The 24,664-nt window shown below is 74.8% G+C and carries 21 protein-coding genes; 6 read left to right on the top strand and 15 right to left on the bottom strand.

What is annotated here, in order from left to right:
• Positions 1 to 51: 51 nt before the first annotated feature.
• From OKX07_RS13195 to OKX07_RS13165, 7 genes are all read right to left on the bottom strand, one after another.
• Positions 52 to 2,826, bottom strand: a complete 2,775-nt coding sequence (locus tag OKX07_RS13195) for an FtsX-like permease family protein (protein WP_265628523.1) — start codon at positions 2,824 to 2,826, stop codon at positions 52 to 54.
• Entirely contained in the window at positions 2,823 to 6,113 is a 3,291-nt protein-coding gene (locus OKX07_RS13190; RefSeq protein WP_265628522.1) for an FtsX-like permease family protein, read from the bottom strand. Before OKX07_RS13190 ends, OKX07_RS13195 begins: the two co-directional genes overlap by 4 nt.
• Positions 6,114 to 6,260: 147 nt before the next feature.
• Complete coding sequence (locus tag OKX07_RS13185; RefSeq protein ID WP_265628521.1) at positions 6,261 to 6,605, bottom strand: nuclear transport factor 2 family protein; 345 nt, start codon at positions 6,603 to 6,605, stop codon at positions 6,261 to 6,263.
• Positions 6,606 to 6,731: 126 nt separating this feature from the next.
• A complete protein-coding gene (locus OKX07_RS13180) occupies positions 6,732 to 7,169 on the bottom strand; it encodes a hypothetical protein (protein WP_265628520.1) in 438 nt (145 codons plus the stop codon).
• Between the two features lie 71 nt (positions 7,170 to 7,240).
• Entirely contained in the window at positions 7,241 to 8,596 is a 1,356-nt protein-coding gene (locus OKX07_RS13175; protein WP_265628519.1) for a DUF2254 domain-containing protein, read from the bottom strand.
• Positions 8,597 to 8,647: 51 nt separating this feature from the next.
• Positions 8,648 to 9,601: a sensor histidine kinase gene (locus OKX07_RS13170; protein ID WP_265628518.1), complete on the bottom strand. Its 954-nt coding sequence runs from the start codon at positions 9,599 to 9,601 to the stop codon at positions 8,648 to 8,650.
• A complete protein-coding gene (locus tag OKX07_RS13165) occupies positions 9,598 to 11,022 on the bottom strand; it encodes an EAL domain-containing protein (RefSeq protein WP_265628517.1) in 1,425 nt (474 codons plus the stop codon). Before OKX07_RS13165 ends, OKX07_RS13170 begins: the two co-directional genes overlap by 4 nt.
• 144 nt (positions 11,023 to 11,166) lie before the next feature.
• On the opposite strand from OKX07_RS13165, the gene OKX07_RS13160 reads away from it, so the two are divergent.
• The 3 genes from OKX07_RS13160 to OKX07_RS13150 all read left to right on the top strand — a co-directional run bounded on the left by OKX07_RS13160 (position 11,167) and on the right by OKX07_RS13150 (position 13,878).
• Positions 11,167 to 11,910 carry a GAF and ANTAR domain-containing protein gene (locus OKX07_RS13160; RefSeq protein WP_265628516.1) on the top strand — a complete coding sequence of 248 codons (744 nt, stop codon included), beginning with the start codon at positions 11,167 to 11,169 and terminating at the stop codon, positions 11,908 to 11,910.
• A gap of 103 nt (positions 11,911 to 12,013) precedes the next feature.
• Complete coding sequence (locus tag OKX07_RS13155) at positions 12,014 to 13,375, top strand: FAD-dependent oxidoreductase (RefSeq protein WP_416220786.1); 1,362 nt, start codon at positions 12,014 to 12,016, stop codon at positions 13,373 to 13,375.
• Positions 13,372 to 13,878, top strand: coding sequence for a GNAT family N-acetyltransferase (locus tag OKX07_RS13150; RefSeq protein ID WP_265628514.1), 507 nt, complete (start codon positions 13,372 to 13,374; stop codon positions 13,876 to 13,878). Before OKX07_RS13155 ends, OKX07_RS13150 begins: the two co-directional genes overlap by 4 nt.
• Positions 13,879 to 13,926: 48 nt before the next feature.
• Here the strand turns inward: OKX07_RS13150 and OKX07_RS13145 are convergent, their stop codons facing one another.
• Genes OKX07_RS13145 through arsB form a run of 3 tightly spaced genes read right to left on the bottom strand, consistent with a single transcriptional unit; the run spans position 13,927 to position 16,557 of the window.
• Positions 13,927 to 14,361: an arsenate reductase ArsC gene (locus OKX07_RS13145; protein WP_265628513.1), complete on the bottom strand. Its 435-nt coding sequence runs from the start codon at positions 14,359 to 14,361 to the stop codon at positions 13,927 to 13,929.
• Positions 14,362 to 14,389: 28 nt separating this feature from the next.
• Positions 14,390 to 15,424 (bottom strand): metalloregulator ArsR/SmtB family transcription factor, encoded by a 1,035-nt coding sequence (locus OKX07_RS13140; protein WP_265628512.1) that lies wholly within the window; start codon positions 15,422 to 15,424, stop codon positions 14,390 to 14,392.
• Entirely contained in the window at positions 15,421 to 16,557 is a 1,137-nt protein-coding gene (gene arsB / locus OKX07_RS13135) for an ACR3 family arsenite efflux transporter (protein WP_265628511.1), read from the bottom strand. Before arsB ends, OKX07_RS13140 begins: the two co-directional genes overlap by 4 nt.
• Before the next feature lie 176 nt (positions 16,558 to 16,733).
• Here arsB and OKX07_RS13130 point away from each other — a divergent pair, with 176 nt between their 5' ends.
• Together OKX07_RS13130 and OKX07_RS13125 are read left to right on the top strand one after the other, a co-directional pair.
• Positions 16,734 to 17,108, top strand: coding sequence for an ArsR/SmtB family transcription factor (locus OKX07_RS13130; protein ID WP_265628510.1), 375 nt, complete (start codon positions 16,734 to 16,736; stop codon positions 17,106 to 17,108).
• Positions 17,109 to 17,124: 16 nt separating this feature from the next.
• Complete coding sequence (locus OKX07_RS13125; protein ID WP_265628509.1) at positions 17,125 to 18,027, top strand: three-helix bundle dimerization domain-containing protein; 903 nt, start codon at positions 17,125 to 17,127, stop codon at positions 18,025 to 18,027.
• 25 nt (positions 18,028 to 18,052) lie between these two features.
• Here OKX07_RS13125 and OKX07_RS13120 read toward each other — a convergent pair whose 3' ends face one another.
• From OKX07_RS13120 to OKX07_RS13100, 5 genes are read right to left on the bottom strand one after another with little or no spacing between them, the layout of a single operon-like run.
• The gene (locus tag OKX07_RS13120; RefSeq protein WP_265628508.1) at positions 18,053 to 18,841 is read right to left on the bottom strand and encodes a winged helix-turn-helix transcriptional regulator; all 789 of its coding nucleotides are present in this window, start codon (positions 18,839 to 18,841) and stop codon (positions 18,053 to 18,055) included.
• 27 nt (positions 18,842 to 18,868) lie between these two features.
• Entirely contained in the window at positions 18,869 to 19,750 is an 882-nt protein-coding gene (gene pstB / locus OKX07_RS13115) for a phosphate ABC transporter ATP-binding protein PstB (RefSeq protein WP_416220785.1), read from the bottom strand.
• Positions 19,751 to 19,787: 37 nt separating this feature from the next.
• The gene (pstA, locus tag OKX07_RS13110) at positions 19,788 to 20,684 is read right to left on the bottom strand and encodes a phosphate ABC transporter permease PstA (RefSeq protein ID WP_265628507.1); all 897 of its coding nucleotides are present in this window, start codon (positions 20,682 to 20,684) and stop codon (positions 19,788 to 19,790) included.
• Positions 20,684 to 21,640 carry a phosphate ABC transporter permease subunit PstC gene (pstC, locus tag OKX07_RS13105; RefSeq protein WP_265628506.1) on the bottom strand — a complete coding sequence of 319 codons (957 nt, stop codon included), beginning with the start codon at positions 21,638 to 21,640 and terminating at the stop codon, positions 20,684 to 20,686. Before pstC ends, pstA begins: the two co-directional genes overlap by 1 nt.
• Before the next feature lie 19 nt (positions 21,641 to 21,659).
• Entirely contained in the window at positions 21,660 to 22,637 is a 978-nt protein-coding gene (locus tag OKX07_RS13100) for a PstS family phosphate ABC transporter substrate-binding protein (RefSeq protein WP_265628505.1), read from the bottom strand.
• Positions 22,638 to 22,842: 205 nt separating this feature from the next.
• On the opposite strand from OKX07_RS13100, the gene OKX07_RS13095 reads away from it, so the two are divergent.
• The gene (locus OKX07_RS13095) at positions 22,843 to 24,573 is read left to right on the top strand and encodes an FAD-dependent oxidoreductase (protein ID WP_265628504.1); all 1,731 of its coding nucleotides are present in this window, start codon (positions 22,843 to 22,845) and stop codon (positions 24,571 to 24,573) included.
• Positions 24,574 to 24,664 lie beyond the last annotated feature (91 nt).

Genomic DNA, 24,664 nt, shown 5'->3' with positions numbered 1-24,664 from the left:
GACGTGGATCGGGGCCTTGTCTGTGTGTCCGACCGTCGTCCGCGTCACCCGCTACCCTCCGCCGCCCACGCGCAGCACCTCGCCCAGGCGCTCCCGGCGCCGCAGGGAGGACTCCGCGAGCACCAGCACGACGACGACGAGGCACACCACGACCGGCGGTGCCGCCGCCCATGCCGGCAGGACGGGGCTCGGGTCCGTCGGCTGGCCCGTCACCAGGCGCAGCGCGAGCGGCCCGGTGGCCAGGACGGCCAGCAGGACCCCGAGGCCCGCGCCGCCGACCGAGGCCAGCAGGACACCCGGGAGGAGCTCACCGGCGGTGACCGCGCGGGCCCCGCGGCCCCCGAGGCCCAGCGTGCGCAGCGTCGCCAGGGTGACTCCCCGGTGCGGGGCGCTGATCGCGGCGGCGAGGACGACCACGAGGACGGCCAGCAGCAGGAGCACGACCGCCGCGGCCGCCGCCAGCCGCTGGACGCCGACGGTGATCGGCTCGGCCCGGTGCGTGGCGAGCCACGCGCTCCGGGTCGCGACGGTCGCGCCCTCGAGCGCCGGCGTCGTCGCGACGGCTGCCTCCGCCCCCGGCCCCACGGCCCACAGCCGGTCGGGTTCGACCGGCGCACCGAGCGCCGGCCCCAGCGACGCGCCGTCCACCACCACGGTGTCCTCGCCCGCGGCCAGGACCGGCGACGCCGTGCCGACCGTCGTGAGGTCCACGCGCGTGCCGTCCCAGGCCAGGACGACGTCGGTGTCGCCCTCGGTGCGCAGTCCCGCGCTCAGCAGTGCGGCGGGCCGTCCCGCCGCGCCCGCCGCGTCGAGCTGAGCGAGCTCTGGGGCGTCCGGCAGGGGTGTGCTCGCCAGGAGGTCCGCGAACTCGGCGGACGGCAGCACCACGAGCCGCACGATCTGCCCGCCCCACGGCCCGAACACCTGGGCGTGGTCCTCGACGCGGCCGGTGAGCACCGTCTCCACCCCGTCGCGCGTGCGCAGCGTGGCGGCGACGTCCGTGAGCGCGGAGTCCGGCTCGGAGGTGACCGTGGCGTCGGCGCCCACGGCGAGCCACGACGCATCGACCTCGCCCTGCTGGACGGTGGCGACGAACGTCGCACCGAGCACCACCAGGCTCGTCGCGACGGTGAGCGTCAGGAACGGCAGCGCGGCGCCGGCGGTGGCGTGGGCGCGGGCGGCCGCGAGGACGGGGACGGCCCGCCGCGAGCGAGCCGCGGCCGTCACCCCCCAGCGCAGGAGCGGCGGCAGGACGCGCAGCAGCAGCGCGGCGCCCGCCAGTGCGCCCAGGGTCGGTGCGAGCGCCAGCAGGGGGTCGGTGCCCCCGGTCCCGGGGCCGGTGACGCCCCGGGTCCCGAGCGCCGCGAAGGCGCCGGCCGCGAGGAGGACCGCAGCGGCCTCCGCGGCGACCCGCGCCGCCCGCCGGTCCTTGTCCGCCATGGACCGCTCGGTGCGGTCCGCAGCGCCCCGCCGCCCGCCCGTGCTCAGGGCGGCGAGCCGCACCGCGAGCGTCGGCGGCCCGAGCACGGCGACGGCGACGACCGGGACCAGCCACGGCCACGGGACCGCGCCGGGGACCACGGCACCGGCCAGCACGACCCCCAGGGCGCACCCGACGGCCGTGACCACGACGGACTCGGAACCGAGCTCCAGCGCGATCCCCGGCAGGCTCGCGCCGCGGGCCCGGTGGGTCGCCAGGACCGCGGCGCGACGCCGCACCAGGAGCGTGGCCGCGACGAGCACGGTGAGCAGCGCGACGCTCAGCACGCCCGCCAGCAGGACGGAGGTCTGGGCGACCGCGGCCCGGAACCGGTCGCGGGCGTCGAGCAGCACGGTGTCCAGGGCGGTGCTGACGGACGTCCGCGACGCGCCCCCGGGGGTCGGCTCGTCGGCCGCGGCCCGCAGGCCCGCGATCTCGGCGGTGACCGCGGCGACGTCGTCCTGTCCCAGGGCGTCGACCTGCGGCTCGAACGTGACCACCCGGGTGGTCGTGCCCGGCGGCATGGCGAGCACGGCGACGGGCAGCGACGCGTCCGACAGCAGCCCGGCGAGCTGCGTCTGGCGGGTGAGGAACGTGCCGACGGCGCGGGGTTCGAGCAGGCCGGGGACGGTCGACCAGACGGGGTCCGTGGGGTCGTCGGCCCGGAAGACGCCGCTCACCGCGGCGTCGACGGCGACGGACCCGTTCTCGTTGCGGGTCGTCAGGGTGTCGCCGACCTCGACGCCGAGGGCCTCCGCGACGGCCTCGGACAAGCCGATCTCGACCGGGACGGGTGCGCCGTCGACCCGGGTCGCCACGTCCCGGGCGGTGAGCGTCTCGCGGGCGGGGCGGCCGTGGACCCAGGTGACCGCCGGCGGGCCGTCGCGGTCGACGAACCCCGTCCGCAGCACGGGACGGTCGAGGTCGTTCTCGGGCCCCACGACCAGCAGCGGGAGCGTCGCGACGGTCGTGACCGGCGGGGTCAGCGCGTCGGCGAGGACCGGCGCCAGCGCCGTGTGGGCGACCTCGGTCATGTCCCGCGTGCCGGCGGCCAGGTCGACGAGGAGGGTGCGGGACTCGTACGGGTTCTCGTCGAGCGGCCTGCTCAGGGTGAGGTCGGCGCCCGGCCCGGCCTCGCGGACGGCGTACCGCAGGGCGTCGTCGCCGGTGGCCGCGACCAGGCGAGGGGTGACGCAGGCGAGGAGGACGGCGAGGGCGACGACGAGGGTCGTCAGCACGAGTGGCCAGCGGTCGGCCCGTGCCCGACCGACCACGCCGGCGCTGCTGACGCCCGGCCACCGGGGGCGGCTCGGCTCCTGGCGCCGGTGCGTGCGGACCCGGCTCACCCGCCGCCCTCCATCCGCAGGTGGGTCACGGTGGAGCGGCGCACGAGGCGCGTGGCCACGGGCGCGACGACGCCGGCGCACGCCACGAGCAGGACGGCGAGCAGCAGCGACTGCGTCGGCCACGACCAGACCGCGACGGGGGCGGGCACGGGTGCCCGGCCCGACGGCGCGACGACGAGCAGGGGCCCGACGGTCAGGGCGGCGACCGCGCCGACGACGCCGCCCGCGGCCGCCACCACCAGACCCACGACCGTGTGCTCGACCAGGAGCGCCGCGACGACGGATCGCCGCGGGACCCCCATGCCCTGCAGCCGCGCGACGTCGACGGCACGGGCCTCGAGCGTGGCGGTCGTCTGCACGAGGGTCCCGGCGACCGCGAGCACGACGGCCGCGGCGACCAGCAGCCACAGGGCCACCTGGACCCCGATCCGCAAGGGGTCGTCCCGCAGGTGCTCGGCGAGCCCCGCACGCGTGACGGGCTCGCCGAGGCCCGCAGCGGTGATCTGCGCCGCGGTCGTCGGCGGGTCGCCGACGCCGACGAGCCACCAGGCGTCGACCACGTCGGGCGACGAGCCGTGGGCGAGCACCGCACGGGACAGGGCGTCGTGATCGGCGAGGATGCTCGCCCCGCGGGGGATCGCCGCCTGGTCCGGGGCGATGCCGGCGACGCGGGCGACGAGGGTCGTCGTGCCGACTCGCAGGCTCAGCGCGTCGCCCGGGGCGGCGGCGATGCCGGCGGCCAGCGCGCTGCTGACGAGCACGGGCAGGTCCCCGGGTGGCGGGAAGCCGGCCAGCACGAGGTCGGCGTCGCCGCTGAGCAGGGCGGCGACGAGGATCCCGGCCCCGCCCGTGATCGACACGCCGGAGCCGGCCTGGCGGAGGGTGACGTCACGGGGCGTCCGCAGGCGGTCGACGCTGTCGGCGGCGATCGTCGCCGACCACCCGTCGTCGGGCGCAGCGACGGGGTCGTCCGAGCCGCTCGCGGCCACGGTCGCGGTGACCTCCAGGGGCCGGGACTCGGTGGGCAGCCCGAGGACGTCGGCCTCCTGCCCGATGCCGACCCGGAGGTCCACGGCGACGACCTGCACCTGGCCCGCCGCGTCGGCGTCCGCGACGGTCGGCAGCGGCAGCGTCAGGTCGTGCGGCGTCCCGTCGAGCGGGACCGACCAGCCCTCGAGCGACTGACGCGCCCCGCCGGCCGTCTCCACGACCACCGTCGGCACGACCGTCAGGTGGGGCATCGGGCGACCGCGGGCGTCCTCGACGACGCCCGAGACCGTGAGGTCGATGCCCTGGGCGCCGTCGGCGAGCGCGATGCCGCTGACCGGACCGGCCGGGGCCAGCCCCGACGTGAGGCCGGACCAGGTGGCGCCGGCGGGCAGCCGCCCGCGGAGCAGCTGCGCCTCGCGCGTGGTGTCCAGCGCGACGAGCCGCGTCGGGTCCGTCGCGGACCCCGTGGCCGCGACGGGTCCCAGCGTGACCTCCCGGTCGGTCACCGGGACCACCTCGGCCCCGGTGAGCGCGGTCAGGGCGCGCGCCTGGGCGAGCGGCGGCGCGGCGGTGAGCCCCACCGTGATGTCGGTGCCGACCTGGGTGTCGGCCTGGTCCTGCGCCGAGGTCGACCACGTCGCGCCGAGCGACGTCGCGAAGGTGGCGGCGGCCGCCGCGAGGACCAGCAGGAGCGCGGCGCCCGTCGAGTGGCCGCGGCGCGCGACCTCCCAGGACGCCAGCGGGAGGACGAGTCGACGGGACCGTCCTGCCCAGCCGTCCGCCCGTCGCGCCACCCACGGCACCACCCGCAGCGCGACCGCCGCCCCCGCCACCAGGCAGAGCACGGGTGCGGCGACGAGGACGGGGTCGGCGCCACCGCCCGCGGCGAAGGGCCGGCCGCGCAGCTGGAGATAGCCGACGACCGCCAGCGCGACGAGCAGGAGGTCGACGCTGCTGCGCGCGACCCGCCCGCGCACGCTCCGGCGCGTCTGCGGCCCGCTGTCCGGTGCGCGCACGGACGGTGCGACCAGGACGCCGGCGAGCGCGAGGGCGCCGACGAGCACCGTGACGACGAGCGCAGGGGTGACGCCGGCGCTGCTGGTCAGCCCGGCGTCGGCCATCGACGGCAGGCGGCTGAGCGCCCGGAACAGCGCGCTCGCGAGCGGGACGGCGATGACGGTCGCGACGAGCGCGAGCACGAGGCTCTCCGCTGCCGCCTGCCCGACGAGCTGGGACCGGGAGGCCCCGCGCGCGGTGAGCAGACGCATCTCGGTCTCACGCCGCACGGTCACGAGGCGGCCCGCGAGAGCGAGCGCTGCAGCAGCGAGCGCCGCACCGAGCAGCGCCACCACCAGGACGGCCGACCCCGTGACCCGGCCCTGGGTCTCGGCGGCGGCCAGGGTCCGCCCCAGCTCCGTCCGCACCCGGACCTGGGAGGCAGGGTCGCCGACGACGCGCCGGACGTCCCCCGCGAGGTCCTCGACGGCCCGCCCGACGGCGGCGCGGTCGGCGGCGCTCCTGCCCGCCAGGTCCGGCCGCGCGACCAGGGAGACGCGGTCCACCTCGACGGCGGAGCCCGGCAGGGCCTGCGGTGCGGCGACGAACGGACCGTAGGCCGTGACCGGGGTCTGCGCTCTCGTCGTCAGCTCCCACGTCGGGTCGGACCCCGCCCCGCGCAGGAGGTCGCGGTCCCAGGACCCGGCGTCGTCACCGGTCGGCGAGAACGTGCCGACGACGACCAGCGGCACCGCGGCCGACCCCGGGACGGGCTCGCGGGTCCGCCCGTCGCGGAGCTCGTCCAGCACGAGCGCGCTGCCCGGGGCGAGGTCGAGGCGGCGCGCGACGGTGACGGGCACGGCGACCTCGAGCGGACCCGCCGACGTGGAGCCGGGCCAGCGGCCCGTGACCAGGTCGGCGTGCTCGGTGAGGTCGTCGGCCGAGACCACGTAGCCGTGCGTGCCTGTCGCTGCCTCGACGACGAGCGGTCGGACCGCCGAGGTCAGCCACGTGGACAGGGCCGGGTCGACCGGCTCGAGGGCGTCGGTGAGCACGCCCGTCGCGTCGGTGACCACGCCGCGGGGCTCGGCGCCGTTCAGCCGCAGGGTCACCTCGACCGCCACGTCCCGGGGGTCGGCGCGCTGCAGCGCCACGTCGAGGGCCTGCTCCTGGCCGGTCGTCAGGAGCAGGGCGCAGGTCCCGAGCAGGACGGTGCCCGCCACGACGACGGCGAGCACGGCAGCCAGCAGGGCCGCCTGCGTGACGGTGCGACGCAGGAGGAAGGGCAGGGGACCGGTCACCCGGCGGCTCGCCGGCCGGGCGGCGCGAGGGTGTGCGTCATCCGGCACGTCCTCCCTGCGGCGACGTCGCGCGCACCGGGTCGCGGCTCCGTCGCGACGATCCACCGGTACGGTACGCGCCCACGCGGCTCCGGTGACGGCGTCGCGTCAGCGCAGCGGCCGGATGTCCAGCCGGGCGATGCGGCCGCCGCGCGGGGCGAAGCGCAGCTCGAAGCGGATGGGACCACGGACACCACCCGGGAAGTCGCCGTCGGCGTCCGTGACCAGGACGGGGGTGGCGCCGTCCGTGCACGTGACGGGATCGAAGGTGATGCGCGAGCCCACCACGTCGTGGGCGATCCACGCCGCGATCGCGCGGGGGTCGGTGAACTCCACGCCGTTGTCCGTCACGACGGCGTCCTCGGCGAAGAGGGCCTCGAGCGCCGGGGCGTCCGCGGCGTTCGTGGCGGCGACGAAGGCCGCGACGGTGGGGTCGGTGACGGTGGTCGGCATGGGCGCTCCCGGTCGATCGGCTGGATGAGGTGCCACCGTGCCGCAGCGGGCGCCGTGGCACCAGCGGCGTCCGGGCCCGCGGGCCCGGACCTCCTGCGCACCCGCCGTGCCGCGCGGCGCGGTGCGTCAGGGCTCGGTGGCCGGAGGGACGCTCACCACGAGGCACTCGGTGTCGGCCGTGCACACCTGTGCCGCCTCGGTCACGCAGCCGGTGTCCTGGTCGAGGGTGTACTGGCGAGGGCCCTGCGACGCTGCCCCGGCCAGGACGTGACGGCGCTCGTCCTCGGGCTCCAGCGCGAACTCGTCGATGAACCGCCAGTCCTGCGCGCCGATCTCCCGTTCGGCCACCCAGTACTCCTCGGTGAACATGACGCCGCGCCACTCGGCCCACGCCAGGACGACGTCGTCGCCCTCGAGGGTCGCGGTCAGCTCGACGACCTCGTGCGCGTCCGCGCAGTGCTCCTCGAAGGTCAGCTCCTCGCTGCTCTCGGGCATCCCGCACCCGGCCACGGCCAGGGTCAGCGCGAGAGCGGCGACGGCACGGCGGGCTGCCGGTGCGCGCATGGTCACCTCCGGGTGTCGGCAGGGGACACGGTAGGGAGCACGGCGTCCCGGCGCGGGCGCTTCCCCCGCATTCACCCGGGCGGCGGCACCACCGCGGCCAGCTCGTCGCGGACCGTGTCGGCCAGCGCGGCGAACCGCTTCTTGTCCGCAGGTTGCTGGGTCCCCGACGTGACCGCCTGCTGCAGCAGGTCGACGTGCAGGGCGAGCACCCGACGCAGCGACGCGGAGTGCGTGTGCGCACCGACCCGCCGGACGAGCGTCAGGGTCGCCGTCATCACCGACGGGTGCCCGGTGGCGTACCAGCGGATGCTGTCGAGCACCGAGGCGACGAGCTCGTCGACGTCGACCGGCGGCGCGACCACGCGGACGGTCCCGCCGTCGTCCACGCGGGCGGCCGACGGCATCGTGCGTCCCGCCAGCCGGGACAGGGCGACGGACAGGTCGTCGAGCGCGTTGACGGCCGTGTACGGGTCGTTGGTGCCGGGGGACAGCGCGCGGACGGCCATCTCGGTCAGCTGCTGCACCGAGAACTCCGGGTCCTGGTGCGGGCTGCGGGTGTCGGCGACCTGCAGCGCGGAGCGGATGGTCGCGGTCAGGCGGTCGTCGGCCCTGCCCGCCGGGTGGACGGTGACGGTGACGGTGTCCTCGAGCACGAACTGGCCGGGCCGGAGCCGGAGGTCGAGCACGACGTCGGCGTGGATCGCGGCCTTCATCAGCGCGCCGTCCCGCACCGACTGCAGGTACCCGGAGCGCCCGGCCGTCACCGGTGCGCCGGGTCCGTCCAGCGTCCCCGCGCGGACGTCGCCGGTCGGACCGGCCTGCTCGTGGGACGGGTCGTGGCCGACCTCGGCCGGGTAGAGCCGGTCGATCGAGTCGAGCAGGTCCGTGCGCACACGGCGGGCGAGGGTGGAGATCTGGATCGAGTCGCTGATGTGGTGGATGAAGTAGATGAGGACCGCGACGTTCCCGACGGCGAGGACGACCGCGGCGTTGACCGCGAGGTGGGGGACGAACACGTCGCCGCCGAGGTCGCCGGGGTCACCGAGGACGCGGATGGAGCGCAGCACGAGCAGGCTGTAGAGGAACGTCGAGACGTAGACGCCCAGGACGACCTGGTTGCCGCGGTCGGTCATGAAGTTGCGGACGAGCCGCGGTCCGTAGCTCGACGACGTCAGGGCGAGGACGGCCATCGTGATCGAGAAGGTGGTGCCCGCGACGGCCAGGCTGGACGACGCGATGGCCCCGAGGATGTCCCGGCTGCCGCTCGCGCCGACGCGGTACAGCACCAGCGACGTCCAGCCGGGCGCGACGGCGCCCGCGTGCGACCGGTCCAGGGCGATGAGCCCGTGCGCCAGCACGAACGCGGCCGTGCACATCAGCGCGGGGATGAACCAGAAGCGCATGCCCAGGCGCTGCAGGGTGTTCATCCGTCACACCATGCCATCGGACCGGGAGCAGCGCGTGCCGGGCGTGTCCGGTCAGAGTGAGGTGGCGACGACGTCGTGCGAGACGCTGAACCGGACCGTGTAGCCGTCGTGGTCGATGCGGTGACGGACGTCGTCGAGCATCTGGTGCAGGATCCACATCCCCCGCCCGGACGCGTCGCCCAGGGGAGCGGGGAGCAGGCCGACGAGCGGGTGAGGCCCGGTGCCCCCGTCGCTCACCGCGACGGTGAGCCGGCCGTCACGCGTCCAGGCCTTGAGGCGCACGGGGGGCCGCCCGTGCAGCAGGCTGTTCGTGACGGTCTCGCTCACCGCCAGGACCGAGGCGTCCAGGGCGGACGTCGGCAGGCTGATCGAGACCCCGAGCTCGTGGATGGCCCGACGCGCCGCGGCAGCCGAGGGGTCCGGCAGCGACAGCTGGGGCGCGGTCGCCTCGATGGGGTGCGGGGGCAGGTCGAGGTACCGGCCGATGTGGTCGTCGAGGTGGGTGAACGCCTCGCTCGGGTGACGGCCGGTCGCGGTCAGGACGTGGGGGTGGCTCGCGACGAGGTCCTCCTGCATGCCGTCGTCGAGCTGACCCGTGTCGTACGCGCAGGTGCCCCACACCCGGTCGGGTCCCAGCACGCGGTTGGCGGCGGCCTCGTACCGACGCCACTCGTGCCACTCGTCCGGTGTCATGTGCGGCACCTGGTTCACGACCCGGACCCGCACCCCCGTGGCGTCGAGCGACGACAGGAGGCGCCGGAGCCGGCGCATCGCGCGCGCGGGGAACCGGCCCCGCCCGGACTCGGGCACCGCGAGGATGCCGGGCACGTCGGGTACCGCCGCCAGCATCTCGTCGACGAAGGCCGGCTCGCCGACGAGGACGATCCGGTCGGCGCCCTCGACGCCGTCCCGGATGAAGGGCAGCAGGAGGTCGACCAGGGCCGCCGTCCCGTCGTGCAGCACGAGCTCGTGCTGGAACGGCGCCTCCGCGGAGCCCGCGGTCACGAGCGGGCACCCAGGTCGACGTCCGGCGTGCTGCGCGCGCGGGGCGCCGTGGGGGGGCCGCCGAGCCGGCGCAGCAGGTCGGGGAGGTCGAGCGGGGGCACGGCGGGCCCGTACAGCCAGCCCTGGGCCAGGTCGCAGCCGGCGTCGCGGAGGTGGTCGCGGACGTCGGCGTGCTCGACGCCCTCCGCCGTGACGGTCAGGCTGAGCGCGTGCGCCAGGCCGACGGTCGCGGTGACCACGGCGGCGGCACGGGGGTCGACGAGCACCGCTGCCGCGATGCCCCGGTCGATCTTCAGTCCGTCGACCGGGAGCTCGAGCACCCGCGACAGGTTGCTCCACCCCACCCCGAAGTCGTCGACGACGACGTGGACGCCGAGCGCGGCCACCGCGTCGAGCTCGCGGCACGCCACGTCGTGGTCGGGCAGGTCGGTGCTCTCGGTGAGCTCGAGGCAGAGCCGGGAGCCGACGACGTCATGGCGTTCCAGGGCGACGAGGACGTCCCGGGCCAGCCCGGGCCGTGCGAGGTGACCGCCGGAGACGTTGACGGCGACGCCCCCGGGCAGCGTGAGACCGACCCGGTCGAGTGCTGCCAGCTGCGCGCACGCGGCGTCCAGCACCGACCGGCCGACCGGGATGACGAGTGATGTGCTCTCCAGAGCGGGCATGAACGACAGCGGCAGCAACGTGCCCAGCGCGGGGTGCTGCCAGCGCAGGAGCGCCTCCACGTGGTGAGGGCGGCCGGAGAGCATGTCGACGACGGGCTGGTACGACGGCACGAGCTCGCCGTCCTCCAGGGCCCGGCGGAGCCGGCCCGGGTCGCGGGACTCCTGCAGGACGTGGGGCTGGAGCGAGCCGCCGGTCCGGTCGCGCCGGTCCTGCTCCAGCAGGGCGACCACCTGGGTGCCGAGGGCCCGCAGGATGGCGACCTGGCGCGCGCCGAAGCGTCGGACCCGTCGGTCCAGCACCGCCAGGGCCCCGAGCGGGAGGCCGTCCCGCCCGACCAGGGGGACCCCGAGGTAGCTGCGGATACGCGGGTGGCTCGTGACGTTCGGGTTGCTGCTGAAGCGGGCGTCCGCGCGTGCGTCCGGCACGAGCAGGACCGCGTCGTCGGCGACGACGTGGGAGCAGAAGGACTGGTCACGGGGTGTCTCGGTGACCGCCAGGCCGAGGCTGGACTTGAACCACTGCCGGTCGGCGTCGATCAGCGTCACGGCGGCCATCGGGGTGCCGCACACGTGTGCCGCCAGGGCGACGACCGCGTCGTAGGCGTCGTCGGAAGGGCTGTCGAGCACGCCGTAGGACCGCAGCGAGTCCAGCCGGTCCTGCTCCATCGGGTGCTGGCGGACGCCAGGCGGCGGCTCGCCCCAGGTCGACTGCCCCGTAGCGGCGGTGCTGCGTCGGGTCGTGGTGCCCGGATCCATCACGGCTCCACCGCTGGCGGTGCCCGCCACCCTGGATCGTCAAGGTCGACACCGGCGCAAACCCACTGTAAGCCTTAAGGGTGAATCGGACGAGTCACCCGTATTCGGTTCACCCCCACCGCCCCGAACGAAGGAGAGCGCACTGTGTCAGAAGACGTCGGGCGGGGGGAGCCGTCCTCCTCTGCTACCGGGACCTCCGACGGGCAGGACGAGCTCGCGACGCAGCTGAGCGAGTTCGCCCGGACCGTCCAGCAGCAGCAGGACCCCCACGAGACGCTCGTCGAGATCGTGCGCGCCGCGGTCGCGCTCGTCCCCGGGTGCGACGAGGCCTCCATCAGCGTCGTCCTGGGTCGCCGTCACGTCACCTCGGAGGCCGCGTCGGGCGAGCTGCCGAAGATCGTGGACGACCTGCAGGAGAGCCTGGGTGAAGGTCCTTGTCTGACGACGGCCTACGAGCACCTCACGGTCCGGGTGCCGGACATGGCCACCGACGACCGCTGGCCGCGGTTCACCGCCGGGGCCGTCGAGGCCGGTGCCCTCGGCATGATGGCGCTGCAGCTCTACGTGGAGGGCGACAACCTCGGCGCCCTGAACCTGTTCTCGCGAACGGCCGGGGCGTTCGACGACGAGTCCGAGCACGTGGGTCTGATGTTCGCCGCCCACGCGGCCGTCGCCTACTCCGCCGCCCACGAGCAGGCGGCCCTGTCACGGTCGGTGGAGACCCGGCAGGTCATCGGTCAGGCCCAGGGGATCCTCATGGAGCGGCACCGGGTCACCCCCGCGCAGGCGTTCGCCATGCTGGTCCGCGTCAGCCAGCACCGCAACGAGAAGCTGCGCGACGTGGCGCAGCGTCTCGCCGACAGCGGTCACCTCGACGAGAGCACGTGAGTCGGTCGGGGACAGGCTCCGGGGGACGACGCTGGTTCCCGATCGCCGACCGTAGTTCGACGAGGCTCGGCTATGGTGTGCCCTGAGAGATAGACGAACTTCGATGCGAGGAGCGACCGTGGTCGACGTCAAGCGCGAGGACCTGCCCGTCGTGGTGATCGGGGCCGGTCCCGTGGGGCTCGCCGCTGCGGCGCACCTGCTGGAGCGCGGCCTGGAGACGGTCGTCCTCGAGGCGGGCGACGGCCCCGGCGCCGCGATCGCGACGTGGGGGCACGTGCGGCTGTTCTCCCCGTGGCGGTACGACGTCGACGCGGCCGCGCGGCGGCTGCTCGAGCCGACCGGATGGGTTGCACCCGACGAGGACGCGCTGCCGACCGGCGCCGAGCTGGTCCGCGACTACCTCGCCCCGCTCGCGGCGACCACGCCGATCGCCGCCCGGCTGCGGACCCGCACCCGCGTCCTGGCCGTCGCGCGCGACGGCGCGGACCGGACCCGGTCCCTGGGTCGCGAGCGCCGCGCGTACCGGGTGCGCACCCGCACCGCCGACGGACGGGTCGAGGACGTGCTCGCGCGCGCCGTCATCGACGCGTCCGGGACGTACGGCACGTCCAACCCGGTCGGCGCGAGCGGGCTGCCCGCCGTCGGCGAGCACGAGTCCGCGGCGTACCTGACGGGCCCCCTGCCGGACGTCCTGGGGGAGCAGCGCGAGCGGTTCGCCGGCAGGCGCACGCTGGTCGTCGGCATGGGCCACTCCGCGGCGAACACCCTGCTCAGCCTCGTCGAGCTCGCCAGGACGCACCCCGGGACGACGATCGACTGGGCCATCCGCGGAGGCTCGGCCCGCCGGCTGTTCGGCGGCGGCGACGCCGACGAGCTGCCCGCCCGCGGGCTGCTCGGCACCCGGCTCGCAGACGCCGTCGCCGCGGGGCTCCTGACCCTCCTGACGCGCGTGTCGATCGAGCAGCTGGTCCCGGCGGGGGACACCGTGCAGGTCCTGGGGCGCACGCGCGACGACGCGCTCGACCTGCACGTGCACGCGATCGTCGACGCCACGGGCTTCCGCCCGGACCTCGAGATGCTGCGCGAGGTGCGGCTCGACCTCGACCCCGTCGTGGAGTCACCGCGTCGCCTCGCCGACCTCATCGACCCGAACCTGCACTCGTGCGGCACCGTGCCGGCGCACGGCGAGTCGGTCCTGTCCCACCCCGACGACGGCTTCTACCTCGTCGGCACCAAGTCCTACGGCCGCGCCCCGACGTTCCTGCTCGCGACGGGGTACGAGCAGGTCCGCTCGATCGCCGCAGCGCTCGCGGGCGACCGCGCCGCCGCGGACGCCGTCGAGCTCGTGCTGCCCGAGACCGGGGTCTGCTCGACGGACCTCGACCCCGGCGGCGACGCGGACGCGGGCTGCTGCGGCGGGTCGTCCGAGCCGCAGCTCGTGCAGCTGGGGTCCGGCCCCGCATGAGCGTGGGGCTGCGCCCCGTGGGGCGGGGCGACGTCGACGCGCTCGCGCGCATCTACGACCACTACGTGGCGACGTCCACCGCGACCTTCGAGCTCGACCCGCCCGGTGCGGGGATGTGGCCGGAGAAGATCGCGGCCGTGACCGGCGGCGGCTGGCCGTTCCACGTCGCCGTCCTCGACGACGACGTCGTGGGCTACGCCTACGTCGCGCCGTGGCGGACGCGGCCGGCCTACGCGCACACGGTCGAGGACGCGATCTACCTCGCGCCGGGGGCGACCGGCCGGGGCATCGGCGGCCTGCTGCTGGGGTCGGTGCTCGAGGCCGCCGCGGCGGCCGGGGCGCGCGAGGCGATCGCTGTCGTCGCCGACGGCGACACCGCCGCCTCGCTCGCGCTGCACCGGCGCGCCGGGTTCGCGGACGCCGGGCGCCTGGAGCGTGTCGGCCGCAAGTTCGACCGGTGGCTGGGCACGACCCTGCTGCAGAAGAGCCTCGCCGGTCCGTGACGGCGCCGGCGGCCCGGGCCCGGCGGGAGAACCCGCCGGGCCGCGGCGTCAGCCAGCCGTGGTGCCCACGGGCTCGACGCCCAGCGACGCCAGCAGGCCGAGCACCCGGGAGCGGATCTCGTCGCGGATCGGGCGCACCGCCTCGACGCCCTGACCTGCGGGGTCCTCGAGCTTCCAGTCCTCGTAGCGCTTGCCCGGGTAGAACGGGCACGCGTCGCCGCAGCCCATGGTGATGACCACGTCGGACGCCTGGACGGCCTCGGTCGTGAGCACCTTGGGCCGCTCGGCGCGGATGTCGATGCCCTCCTCGAGCATCGCCTCCACGGCCGCGGGGTTGATCTGGTCGGCCGGCATCGAGCCGGCGGACCGGACCTCGACGGCGCCGCCCGACAGGTGGCGCAGGTAGCCGGCGGCCATCTGCGAGCGTCCGGCGTTGTGCACGCAGACGAACAGCGCGCTGTGCTGGGGGGTGGTCGTGGTCATGGGTCGTCCTTCGTCTCGGGAGCAGTCGTCAGGAACGGGCGGCGGGCGTGGTCGGCAGGTCGGGCAGCAGGTCGGCGAGCAGGCCGCGGACGCGGCGGTCGATCTCGTCGCGGATGGCGGCGACGCCGGCGGGCGACGCGAGGGCGGGGTCGCCGACGACCCAGTCCTCATAGCGCTTGCCGGGCAGGATCGGGCAGGTGTCGCCGCAGCCCATGGTGATGACGACGTCGGCCGCGCGGACCGCGTCGTCGGTCAGCGGCTTGGGGAAGGCGGCGTCGTCGGCGCCGAGCGCGACCAGCGCCGGCAGGACGCCGGCGTGGACGTCCGCCGCGGGGGCGGACCCCGCGGAGCGCACGACGACCCGGTCGCCCGCGTGGTGCTGCATGAGGGCGGCCGCCAGCTGGGAGCGTCCGGCGTTCGCGACGCACACGAACAGCACCTGGGGACGGGCGTCGGCCGTGTCGGCCCGGGCGCGGTCCGCCAGTCGCTGCCGGGCGAACCGCTCGGCGTTGACCACGAGGTGCGTGGTGATCGACGCCGACCGGGCCAGCGCCGTGTACGACCCGCGGACGAGCTGCTGGACGGTGTCGTGCCCGGCGTCGGGGAACTCGGTGACGAGGCGGGCCGTCACCCGGTCCAGGACGGCGTCGCTGTCGGTCAGTCCGACGCGGCCGCGGTCGCGCGCGGCGGTGTCGAGCGCAGCCGGCGCGAAGGCGTCGAGCAGCGTCGTCACGGCGCCCCGCAGGTCGGGCTCGACGCGGTAGTGGACCCACGTGCCCCGCCGCTCGGAGGCCAGCACGCCGACGTCCTTGAGCACCTTGAGGTGGTGGGAGACGGTCGGCTGGGTGACGTCGGCGACGGTCGCGATGTCGCACACGCACGCCTCGCCCGTCGGGCTGGTCGTGAGATACGACAGCATGCGCAGCCGCAGCGGGTCGGCGAGCGCCTTGAGGATCGCGGCGACGCGGCCGGCGGCCTCGGCGCCCATCGCGTGGGCCTCGGTGGTCGGGGTGCAGTCGGCGTCGGGGGGTGTGGCCGGACGGTCGGTGGACAGGGTGCTCACGGGCGGACCTCCTGCGGGTGCGGTGCGGGGTCGGTGGTGGGTGTCGACGGCAGCGCGTACGGGTCGGTGGCGAACCACCGCCGCGCCGCCCACAGCGACACGTAGACGAGGCCGACCAGGACGGGGACCTCGATGAGCGGGCCGACGACCCCGGCGAGCGCCTGCCCGGACGTCGCGCCGAACGTGCCGATCGCCACGGCGATCGCCAGCTCGAAGTTGTTGCCCGCGGCGGTGAAGGCCAGCGTCGTCGAGCGCGCGTAGCCCAGGCCGAGGGCCTTGCCGGACGCCAGCCCGACACCCCACATGACGGCGAAGTACACCAGCAGCGGCAGTGCGATGCGGGCGACGTCGAGGGGGTTGCGGGTCACGGCGTCGCCCTGCAGGGCGAACAGCAGGACGATCGTGAACAGCAGGCCGTACAACGCCCACGGCGCGACGCGGGGGATGAACCGCGCCTCGTACCAGTCGCGGCCCTTGGTGCGCTCGCCGATCGCCCGCGACGCGAAGCCGGCGGCGAGCGGGACCCCGAGGAAGACGAGGACGTTGAGCGCGATCTGCCCGATCGACACGTCCAGCCCCTGGGTGTCCAGGCCGAGCCAGGCCGGCAGGACGCTGAGGTAGAACCAGCCGAGCAGGGAGAACGCGACGACCTGGAACACCGAGTTGATCGCGACGAGCACGGCGGCGGCCTCGCGGTCGCCGCAGGCCAGGTCGTTCCAGATCACGACCATCGCGATGCAGCGCGCCAGCCCGACGATGATCAGCCCGGTGCGGTACTCCGGCAGGTCCGGGAGGAACACCCAGGCCAGCGCGAACATCAGCGCGGGGCCGACGAGCCAGTTCAGCACCAGGGAGGCGACGAGCAGGCGCTTGTCGCCGGTGACTGCGGTGAGCCGGTCGTACCGGACCTTGGCCAGGACGGGGTACATCATCACGAGCAGCCCGAGCCCGATGGGCAGCGAGATGCCGCCGACCTCGAGGTGGGCCAGGACGTCGGCCAGCGGGGGGAAGAACCGGCCGAGCGCGAGCCCGACGAGCATCGCCAGCCCGATCCACGCGGGCAGCCACCTGTCGAGCGAGGACAGGCGTGCGGCGGCGGGCGGCGCCGCAGAGATGACGTCTTGATGAGACATGTGTCAATATTGACGAGTATCGAAGTCGAGGTCAAGCGGGGCGGCGAACGCACGTCGAGCGGGAGGCGGGCTGGAAGTGAACGGACGACGAACATCCGCGCACGGCGGTCCGACGAGGCGGCTCGCCGCCGCCTGCGCGCGAGTCGCCCGCGTGTCCGCGCCCGTATCCTCGGAGGATGCAGCCGCCCCCCGACGCCACCTCGCCGCGCGTGCGGTCGGCGTCGGCAGGCGGTCCCGCGCACGCCCCGACGCCGGGCCCGGCGCTGCGCGCGACGCTGAGCAGGGAGCAGGCCGAGCGCACCGCGGCGCTCCTGCGGGTCGTCTCGGACCCCACGCGCCTCCAGCTGCTCAGCCTCATCCACCACACGGCGTCGGGCGAGGCGCGGGTGGCGGACCTCACGCAGGCGCTCGGTCTGCGACAGCCGACCGTGACGTACCACCTCAACGTGCTGTCGGAGGCGGGCGTCGTCGCGCGCGACCCGCGGGGCCGCGAGGTGTGGTGCTCGATCGTCCCCGACCGCATCGGGGAGATCGCCGACCTCCTGCGCTGACGAGCGAGGGGGCGCGGTGAGCGCTCCGGCGTACCGGCAGATCGCGGTCATGGCCGTCCCGGTCCGCCTCCAGCTGCTCGCGCTGCTGCTGAGCGACCCGGACGGCGAAGCGGGGTCGTCGCGACTCGCAGGCCCCGCGGGCGACCCGGGGGAGGTTGGCCGTCACCTCGAGGAGATGGCGGACGTCGGGCTGCTGCACCGGGTCGAGCGCGCGCCCGGCGAACGCGTCTACCGCCCGACGCACGACGCGTTCGCGCGCTTCGGCGCCCTGGCCGTGACGCAGGGGTCGGACGGCGACGGGTCCGGTGAGCACGACGTGATCCTGGACCGGATCGTCGACCGCCTCGCGACGTCCTTCGCCGGCACGTTCGCCCGTCCCACCGTCGACCGGTACGTCCGCCAGAGCTACGACCTGCTCGCCGCACGCGCGCGCGTCCGGCGTCACCTGCCCGCGCTGACCACCCGCTTCGCCGCGGACCGGCTCAGCGCGCTCGCACGGGCGGAGGGGCTGCCCGTGCGCACCGGGGTCGACGTGCTGTTCGTGTGCGTGCACAACTCCGGGCGGTCGCAGATCGCGGCCGCGGCGCTGCGCGCGACCGCCCCGGCGGAGGTGCGCGTCCGGACCGCCGGCTCGGCGCCGCGTGACCGCATCGACCCCACGGTGCGCCGGATCCTCGCCGAGCGCGGGTGGGACAGCGCCGCGGAGTTCCCCAAGCCGTTGACCGACGACGTCGTCCGCGCGTCGGACCACGTCGTCACGATGGGCTGCGGCGACGCGTGCCCCGTCTTCCCGGGCCGCCGGTACGAGGACTGGCCCGTCGCGGACCCGGGCGGGCTGCCGGACGACGGCGTGCGGGCCGTCGTCGCGGACATCGAGCGGCGGGTGCTCGACCTGCTCGGCCGCATCGCCCTGCGCTGAGGCTCGGCCCGACGACCCGCCGACCTCAGCCCGACAGGCGGGGGGTCCGCGACTCGAGCCGGTAGCCCACGCCCCGCAACGTGGAGATGACCGGGCCCGCGCCCGCCGCCGCGAGCTTGCGGCGCAGCCGGGTGACCGTGGCGGCCATCGCGCCGTCGGGGTCACCGACGGTCGGCCACAACGCGCGGATCAGCGCCTGCCGGCTGACCACGCGGTCGGCGCGCGCCGCCAGCAGCGCGAGCGTCTGGAACTCGATCGTCGTGAGGTCGAGCGTGCGTCCGCGCACCCGGCACTCGTAGCCGTCCGGCTCCAGCAGCAGGTCACCGACGCGGACCGCCGGTGCCGGGGGAGCGCTGGTGGGCCACAGGGGTCGCAGCGCTCCGAGGATCTCGTCCAGGTGGTACGGCTGACCCACGACCGGGTGCGCGCCCGCGGCGACGGCCTCCCGCAGCTGGCCCTCGTGCCCCGCCTCCCACGCCACGAGCACGGGGCAGCCGATCTGCTCGCGGACGACGGAGACGAAGCGGCCCGCGTCGCCCGGCGTGGTGGCGGCGACGAGGACGACGTCCGGCGGTGTCGTCGCCAGGTGCACGAGCGCCGCGAGGTCGTCGCCGTCGACGGCCGTGTCGATGCCGCAGGTCCGCAGCGCCGCGACCAGCGAGTCGTCCGGGTCCAGCTCGCGGTCGACGATCGCGAGCCGTCCCGGGACGCCCGCCCGCACCCACGAGCGCACCGTGTCGCTGCGGTGCGCCGCGTCCACCCGGTGCTCGGTGAGGATCGTCGTCATCGTCGGGTCCCCCTCGTGCCGCAGCATCTCGTCATCGGTGCGCGGATCGTCCGGTCACCCGAAACGCCCGGTGATGTAGTCCTCGGTGCGGCTGTCGGCGGGGTTCTCGAAGATCTTGGTGGTCAGGTCGAACTCCACCAGGCGGCCCGTCCGGTCGCCGGTCGTGCTGTCGACGTCCGTCGTGAAGAAGGCCGTCCGGTCGGCGACCCGCGCGGCCTGCTGCATGTTGTGGGTCACGATGACGATCGTGTACCGGGAGCGCAGGTCGGACATGAGCTCCTCGATGCGCAGGGTCGCGATCGGGTCCAGGGCCGAGCACGGCTCGTCCATGAGGATGACGTCCGGCTCCACGGCGATCGTGCGGGCGATGCACAGGCGCTGCTGCTGCCCGCCGGACAGGCCGTACGCGCTCTGGTTGAGCTTGTCCTTGACCTCGTCCCACAGCGCGGCACGGCGCAGCGACTGCTCCACGAGGTCGTCCATCGAGTCGGCCTTCATGCCCGTCACGCGCGGGCCGTAGGCCACGTTGTCGTAGATGGACTTGGGGAACGGGTTGGGCTTCTGGAAGACCATGCCGATGCGGCGGCGGACCTCGATCGGGTCGACGCCCGCGCCGTACACGTCCTGACCCCAGTAGCGCACGGCGCCGGAGACCCGTGCGCCGTCGACCAGGTCGTTCATGCGGTTCAGGGACCGCAGGATGGTCGACTTGCCGCAGCCGGACGGGCCGATCAGCGCGGTGATCTCGTTGTGCCCGAAGGGCAGGGTCACGTCCCGCACGGCGACGAAGTCGCCGTAACGCACGGCGACGTCCTCGCACTGCAGCACCGGCGAGGGCTCGGGTGTGAGGTCGCGGGAGTCGTGCCGTGTGGCCTGCGGGGCCTGGGTGGTCACCGCGACGCGGTCGGTCTCGAGGGTGCGGTCGATGGGGTTCATGGCGCCTTCCGGTCGCGCGGCGGTGGTCACGGGGTCGTCACCAGCGACGCTGGTAGCGGTTGCGGATGACGATGGCGAGGCCGTTCATCAGCAGCAGGATGCCGACCAGCAGCAGCGACGCCGCGGCCGCGAGCTCGCGGAACTCCGCCTGCGGGTTGTTGGTCCAGCCGAAGATCTGGATCGGCATGGTCGTGAAGCCGCTCATCAGGCCGTTCGGGTCGAACGACACGAAGACGAGGGCACCCAGCAGCAGCAGCGGTGCGGCCTCACCGAGCGCACGGGACAAGGACAGGATCGTGCCGGTCGCGATGCCGGGGATCGCTGCGGGCAGCGTGATCCGCCAGGTGGTCTGCAGCCCGGTGGCACCCAGGGCCAACGAGCCCTGCCGCAGGTCGCGCGGGACGGAGCGCAGCGCCTCGCGCGTCGAGATGATGACCACGGGCAGGATGAGCAGCGCGAGCGCGACGGCCCCGCCGATCACGATGTTCTTGTTGGCCACGCCCATTAGCCCGAGGAACCCGACGGCGAGCATCCCGTAGATGATCGAGGGGATCGCCGCGAGGTTCTGGATGTTGACCTCGACGAAGCGGTTGAACCTGCTGTGCCTGTCGGCGAACTCCTCGAGGTGGACCGCGGCGGCGATGCCGAGCGGGATCGCGAGGAGGGCGGTCGTGACGATCACCCAGAGCGAGCCGAGGATGGCCGGGCGCGCTCCCGCCTCTTCCGGCCGTGACGACGGGAACTCGGTGAAGAGCCGGGAGTCGAGCCGGCCCGCGCCGTCGATGAACGTCGACACGATGAGGGTGAGCAGCGTGAGCAGCGCGATGAACAGGCTCAGCCAGAGCGCGAACAGGAAGATCATCGAGCGCGGGTTGCGCTCGCGTGAGCGACCGTCCGTCGCGAGCCGCTGGTGCGGCGCGATCGTGGTGGTCATCAGTACTCCTGCCGGAAGCGTCGGACCAGCTGGATGCTCACCATGTTCACGACGAGCGTGAGCAGGAACAGCAGGAGGCCGACGGCGAAGAGGGTGTTGTACTGCAGCGAGCCGATGCGGGAGTCGCCCAGGGCCATGCGCGCGATGAAGCCCGTCATGGTGGCGCCCTCCATCGTGGGGTCGGTCACCATCTGCGGACGCGCGCCGGCGGCGATCGCGACGATCATCGTCTCGCCGATGGCGCGGGAGATCCCGAGGACCACCGCGGCGACGATCCCGGAGAGCGCGGCGGGCAGGACGACGCGCAGCGTCGTCTGCATCCGGTTGGCGCCGAGCGCGGCGGAACCCTGACGCAGCGCCTGCGGCACCGCGGTCATCGCGTCCTCCGAGAGCGACGCGACGGTCGGGATGATCATGAAGCCCATGACCAGACCGGCCGCGAGGATCGAGAACGTGCCGACCTGGACCCCCAGCAGCCCGCGCAGCAGGACCGGTGCGACGAAGCTGAGCGCGAAGAACCCGAAGACGACGGTGGGGATGCCCGCCAGCAGCTCGAGAACGGGCTTGAGGATGCCGCGCACCCGGGGCCGGGCGTACTCGGCGAGGTAGATCGCCGCGCCGAGACCGAAGGGGACGGCCACCAGCAGCGCGATGAACGTGGTCCACGCGGTCGCGGTGACCAGCGGCAGCACGCCGAACGACGCGTCGGCGAACTGCGGCGCCCAACGCGTCCCCGTGAGGAAGTCGAGCACGGGGACCTCGCGGAAGAACGCGAGGGCGGGGCCGAGGAGCGAGAGCACGATGCCGATCGTGATGACGACCGAGAGAGCCGCCGCGGCGCGCAGGAGCCAGCGCACGACGGTCTCGAACGGTCGGGGCCTGCCGCTCAGGGTGGGCACCCCCGGCAGGGGCGGCGTGGTGGCCGCCCCTGCCGGAGTCGTGCGCAGTGTCGTCATGGGAGGGTCCTGTGGTTCGTCAGCCGACGAGGCTGTCGAGCGCGTCCCGCGCGGTCTGCGCCTGCTCGTCCGTCAGGTCGATGAACAGGGCGTCGGCAGCGATCTGCTCCTCGTTCTCGAGGTAGAAGTCGACGAACGCCTGCAGGGCCGGGTTCTCCGCGTACTTCGCGTTGTTGACGTAGATGAACAGCGGGCGGCCGAGCGGTGCGTACGAGCCGTCCTGGACGGTCTCCGAGGTGGGCGTCACGCAGCCCTCGCCGTTGTCGACGTCGAGGAGCTTGATCGTGTCGGCGTTCTCCTCGGCGTAGCTGAGGCCGAAGAAGCCCATGCCGCCGAGGGCACCGGAGACGCCCTGCACGGTGAGGTTGTCGTCCTCCGACGGGGTGTAGTCCGTGCGGACCGCGCCCTCCTCGCCGTTGACGGCCTCGGTGAAGTAGTCGAACGTGCCCGAGTCGGTGCCGGCGCCGTAGAGCGCGAGGGGCTCGTCCGGGAAGGACGGGTCGACGTCGGCCCACGACGTCACGGTGCCCTCGGACTCCGGGCCCCAGATGGTGGCGAGCTGGTCGACCGTGATGCAGTCGAGCCAGTCGTTCTCCGGGTTGACCACGACGGACAGGCCGTCGTTGGCGATGACGATCTCGGTGTACTCGACACCGGCCGCCTCGCAGTCGGCGGACTCCTCGTCCTTGATCGGGCGCGAGGCGTCGGAGATGTCCGTCTCGTCGGCGCAGAACCGCTGGAACCCGCCGCCGGTGCCCGAGGTTGCGACGGTGACGTTCACGCCGGGCTCGACGTCACGGAAGAGGGTGGCGGCGGCCGAGCTCAACGGCTCGACCGTCGAGGAGCCGTCGATGACGACCTCGCCGGAGAGGGCGTCGCCACCCTCGCCGCCCGTCGGTGCGGCCGACGAGCTGTTCTGGCCGCCGCACGCGGCGAGCAGGAGAACGGCGCCGGTGGCCGTGATGGCGGCTGCGGTGCGGTGCGGAAGTCTGAACACAGGTGTTCCCGTCTCTGTCGGCACCGGGCGTACCGGGGCCTCGTCGTCTGGACGGGATTGATAGAACGCGGTCTATCTGAATTCGAGGTGAACGCCGGCGGAACCGCACCTGACGAATAGAGCACAATCTATACGTCTGTCCACCTCCTCGGCCCACGTCCGACCCCTACCGCATACCCCCGGGGGTATGCTGTACGGTGGTTCCATGACCACGAGCACCGCAGCACCCCGACCCGATGAGCAGCGTCGTCTCGTCGTCGTCGGAGGCGTGGCCGGCGGCATGAGCGCCGCCGCCCGCGCCCGTCGCCGGGACGAGCGCGCGCAGATCGTCGTGCTGGAGCAGTCGCCGTACGTGTCCTACGCGAACTGCGGCCTGCCGTACCACCTGGCGGGGGAGATCCCCGAGCGCGACTCGCTCCTGCTGCACACCCCCGCGAGCCTGCGCGCTGCGCTGGACCTCGACGTCCGGACGGGCCACCGTGTCGTCGCCGTCGACCGCGCGGCGCGGACCGTGACGGTCGAGGCCGACGGGCGCCGGTACGACGAGCCGTACGACGCGCTGCTCCTGGCACCCGGTGCCGTCGCCGTGCGCCCACCCGTCGACGGGATCGACCACCCCGCGGTCCACGCGCTGCGCACCGTCCCCGACCTCGACGCACTGCGGGCGCGTGTCGACGCGGTGCTGGCCGCGGCCGGTGAGCGCCGTCCGCGGGCCGTCGTCGTCGGTGCGGGCTTCATCGGTCTGGAGGTCGTCGAGGCGCTCGTCGCCCGCGGGCTGCACGTCGACGTCGTCGAGCTCGCCGACCACGTGCTGCCGCCGCTCGACACCGAGCTCGCCGCCCTGCTCGCCGACGAGCTGCGCGCGCACGGCGTCGGGGTGCACCTGGGCGTCGGCGTCTCCGCGGTGGTCGACGCCGCGGGCGAGGGCGTGACCGTGCACCTGGCCGACGGGCGCACGCTCGCGGCCGACCTCGTCGTCGTCAACGTCGGCGTGCGTCCCGCGAGCGACCTGGCCCGCGACGCCGGTCTGGAGCTGGGACCGACCGGCGCGATCCGGGTGGACGACGACCAGCGCACGTCCGACCCCGCGATCTGGGCCGTCGGTGACGCCGTCGAGGTGCGGCACGCCACGACCGGCCACCGGGGACCCGTCCCGCTCGCAGGCCCGGCCAACCGGCAGGGCAGGCGCGCCGCGGACGCGATGACGCGCCACCGCACGACGCCGCAGCAGCCGGTGCTCGGCACCGCCGTCGTGCGGGTCTTCGACCTCACCGCGGCCGTCACCGGCACGAACCAGGAGACCCTGCGGCGCACCGGCACCGCCCACGAGGTCGTGCACCTGCACCCCCAGCACCACGCGGGCTACTTCCCGGGCGCCCAGCCGCTGCACCTCGTCGCGAGCTTCGCGCCCGACGGGCGCCTGCTGGGCGCGCAGGCGGTGGGGCGCGAGGGCGTCGACAAACGCATCGACGTGCTCGCGACCGCGCTGCGCGCCGGCATGGGCGCCGACGACCTCGCGGAGCTCGAGCTGGCCTACGCACCGCCCTACGGGTCGGCCAAGGACCCGGTGAACATGCTCGGCTTCGTCGCCCAGAACGTCCTCGACGGCTCGATGCCGCAGTGGCAGGCGCGTCACCTGGACGACGCCCTGGCCACGACGCTCGTGCTCGACGTGCGCACGGCTGCCGAGCGCGCCGTCGCCCACCTTCCCGGGTCGCTGCACGTGCCGCACACCGAGGTGCGCGAGCGGGTCGCCGAGGTGCGTGCCGCCGCCGCGGGGCGGCCGGTCAGCGTCCACTGCGCGAGCGGCGTGCGCTCCTACCTCGCCACCCGCGTCCTGCGCGGCTCCGGCGTCGACGCGCGCAACCTGTCCGGGGGCTGGCTCACGCTGCAGGCGCTGCGCCCGGACCTCGGCCCCGACGACCTGGCACCCTGACCCCAGGGCCCGCTCCCACCACCACCCGACCCCCCGAGGGGACCCACCATGTGCTACCCCGTCCGATGCGCGACCTGCGGCAGGACCACCT

The organism is Cellulomonas sp. S1-8, from assembly GCF_026184235.1.
Classification (GTDB): Bacteria; Actinomycetota; Actinomycetes; order Actinomycetales; family Cellulomonadaceae; genus Cellulomonas.
The sequence above is the reverse complement of the archived record's forward strand: the minus strand, read 5'-3'. Positions and strand labels throughout refer to the sequence as shown.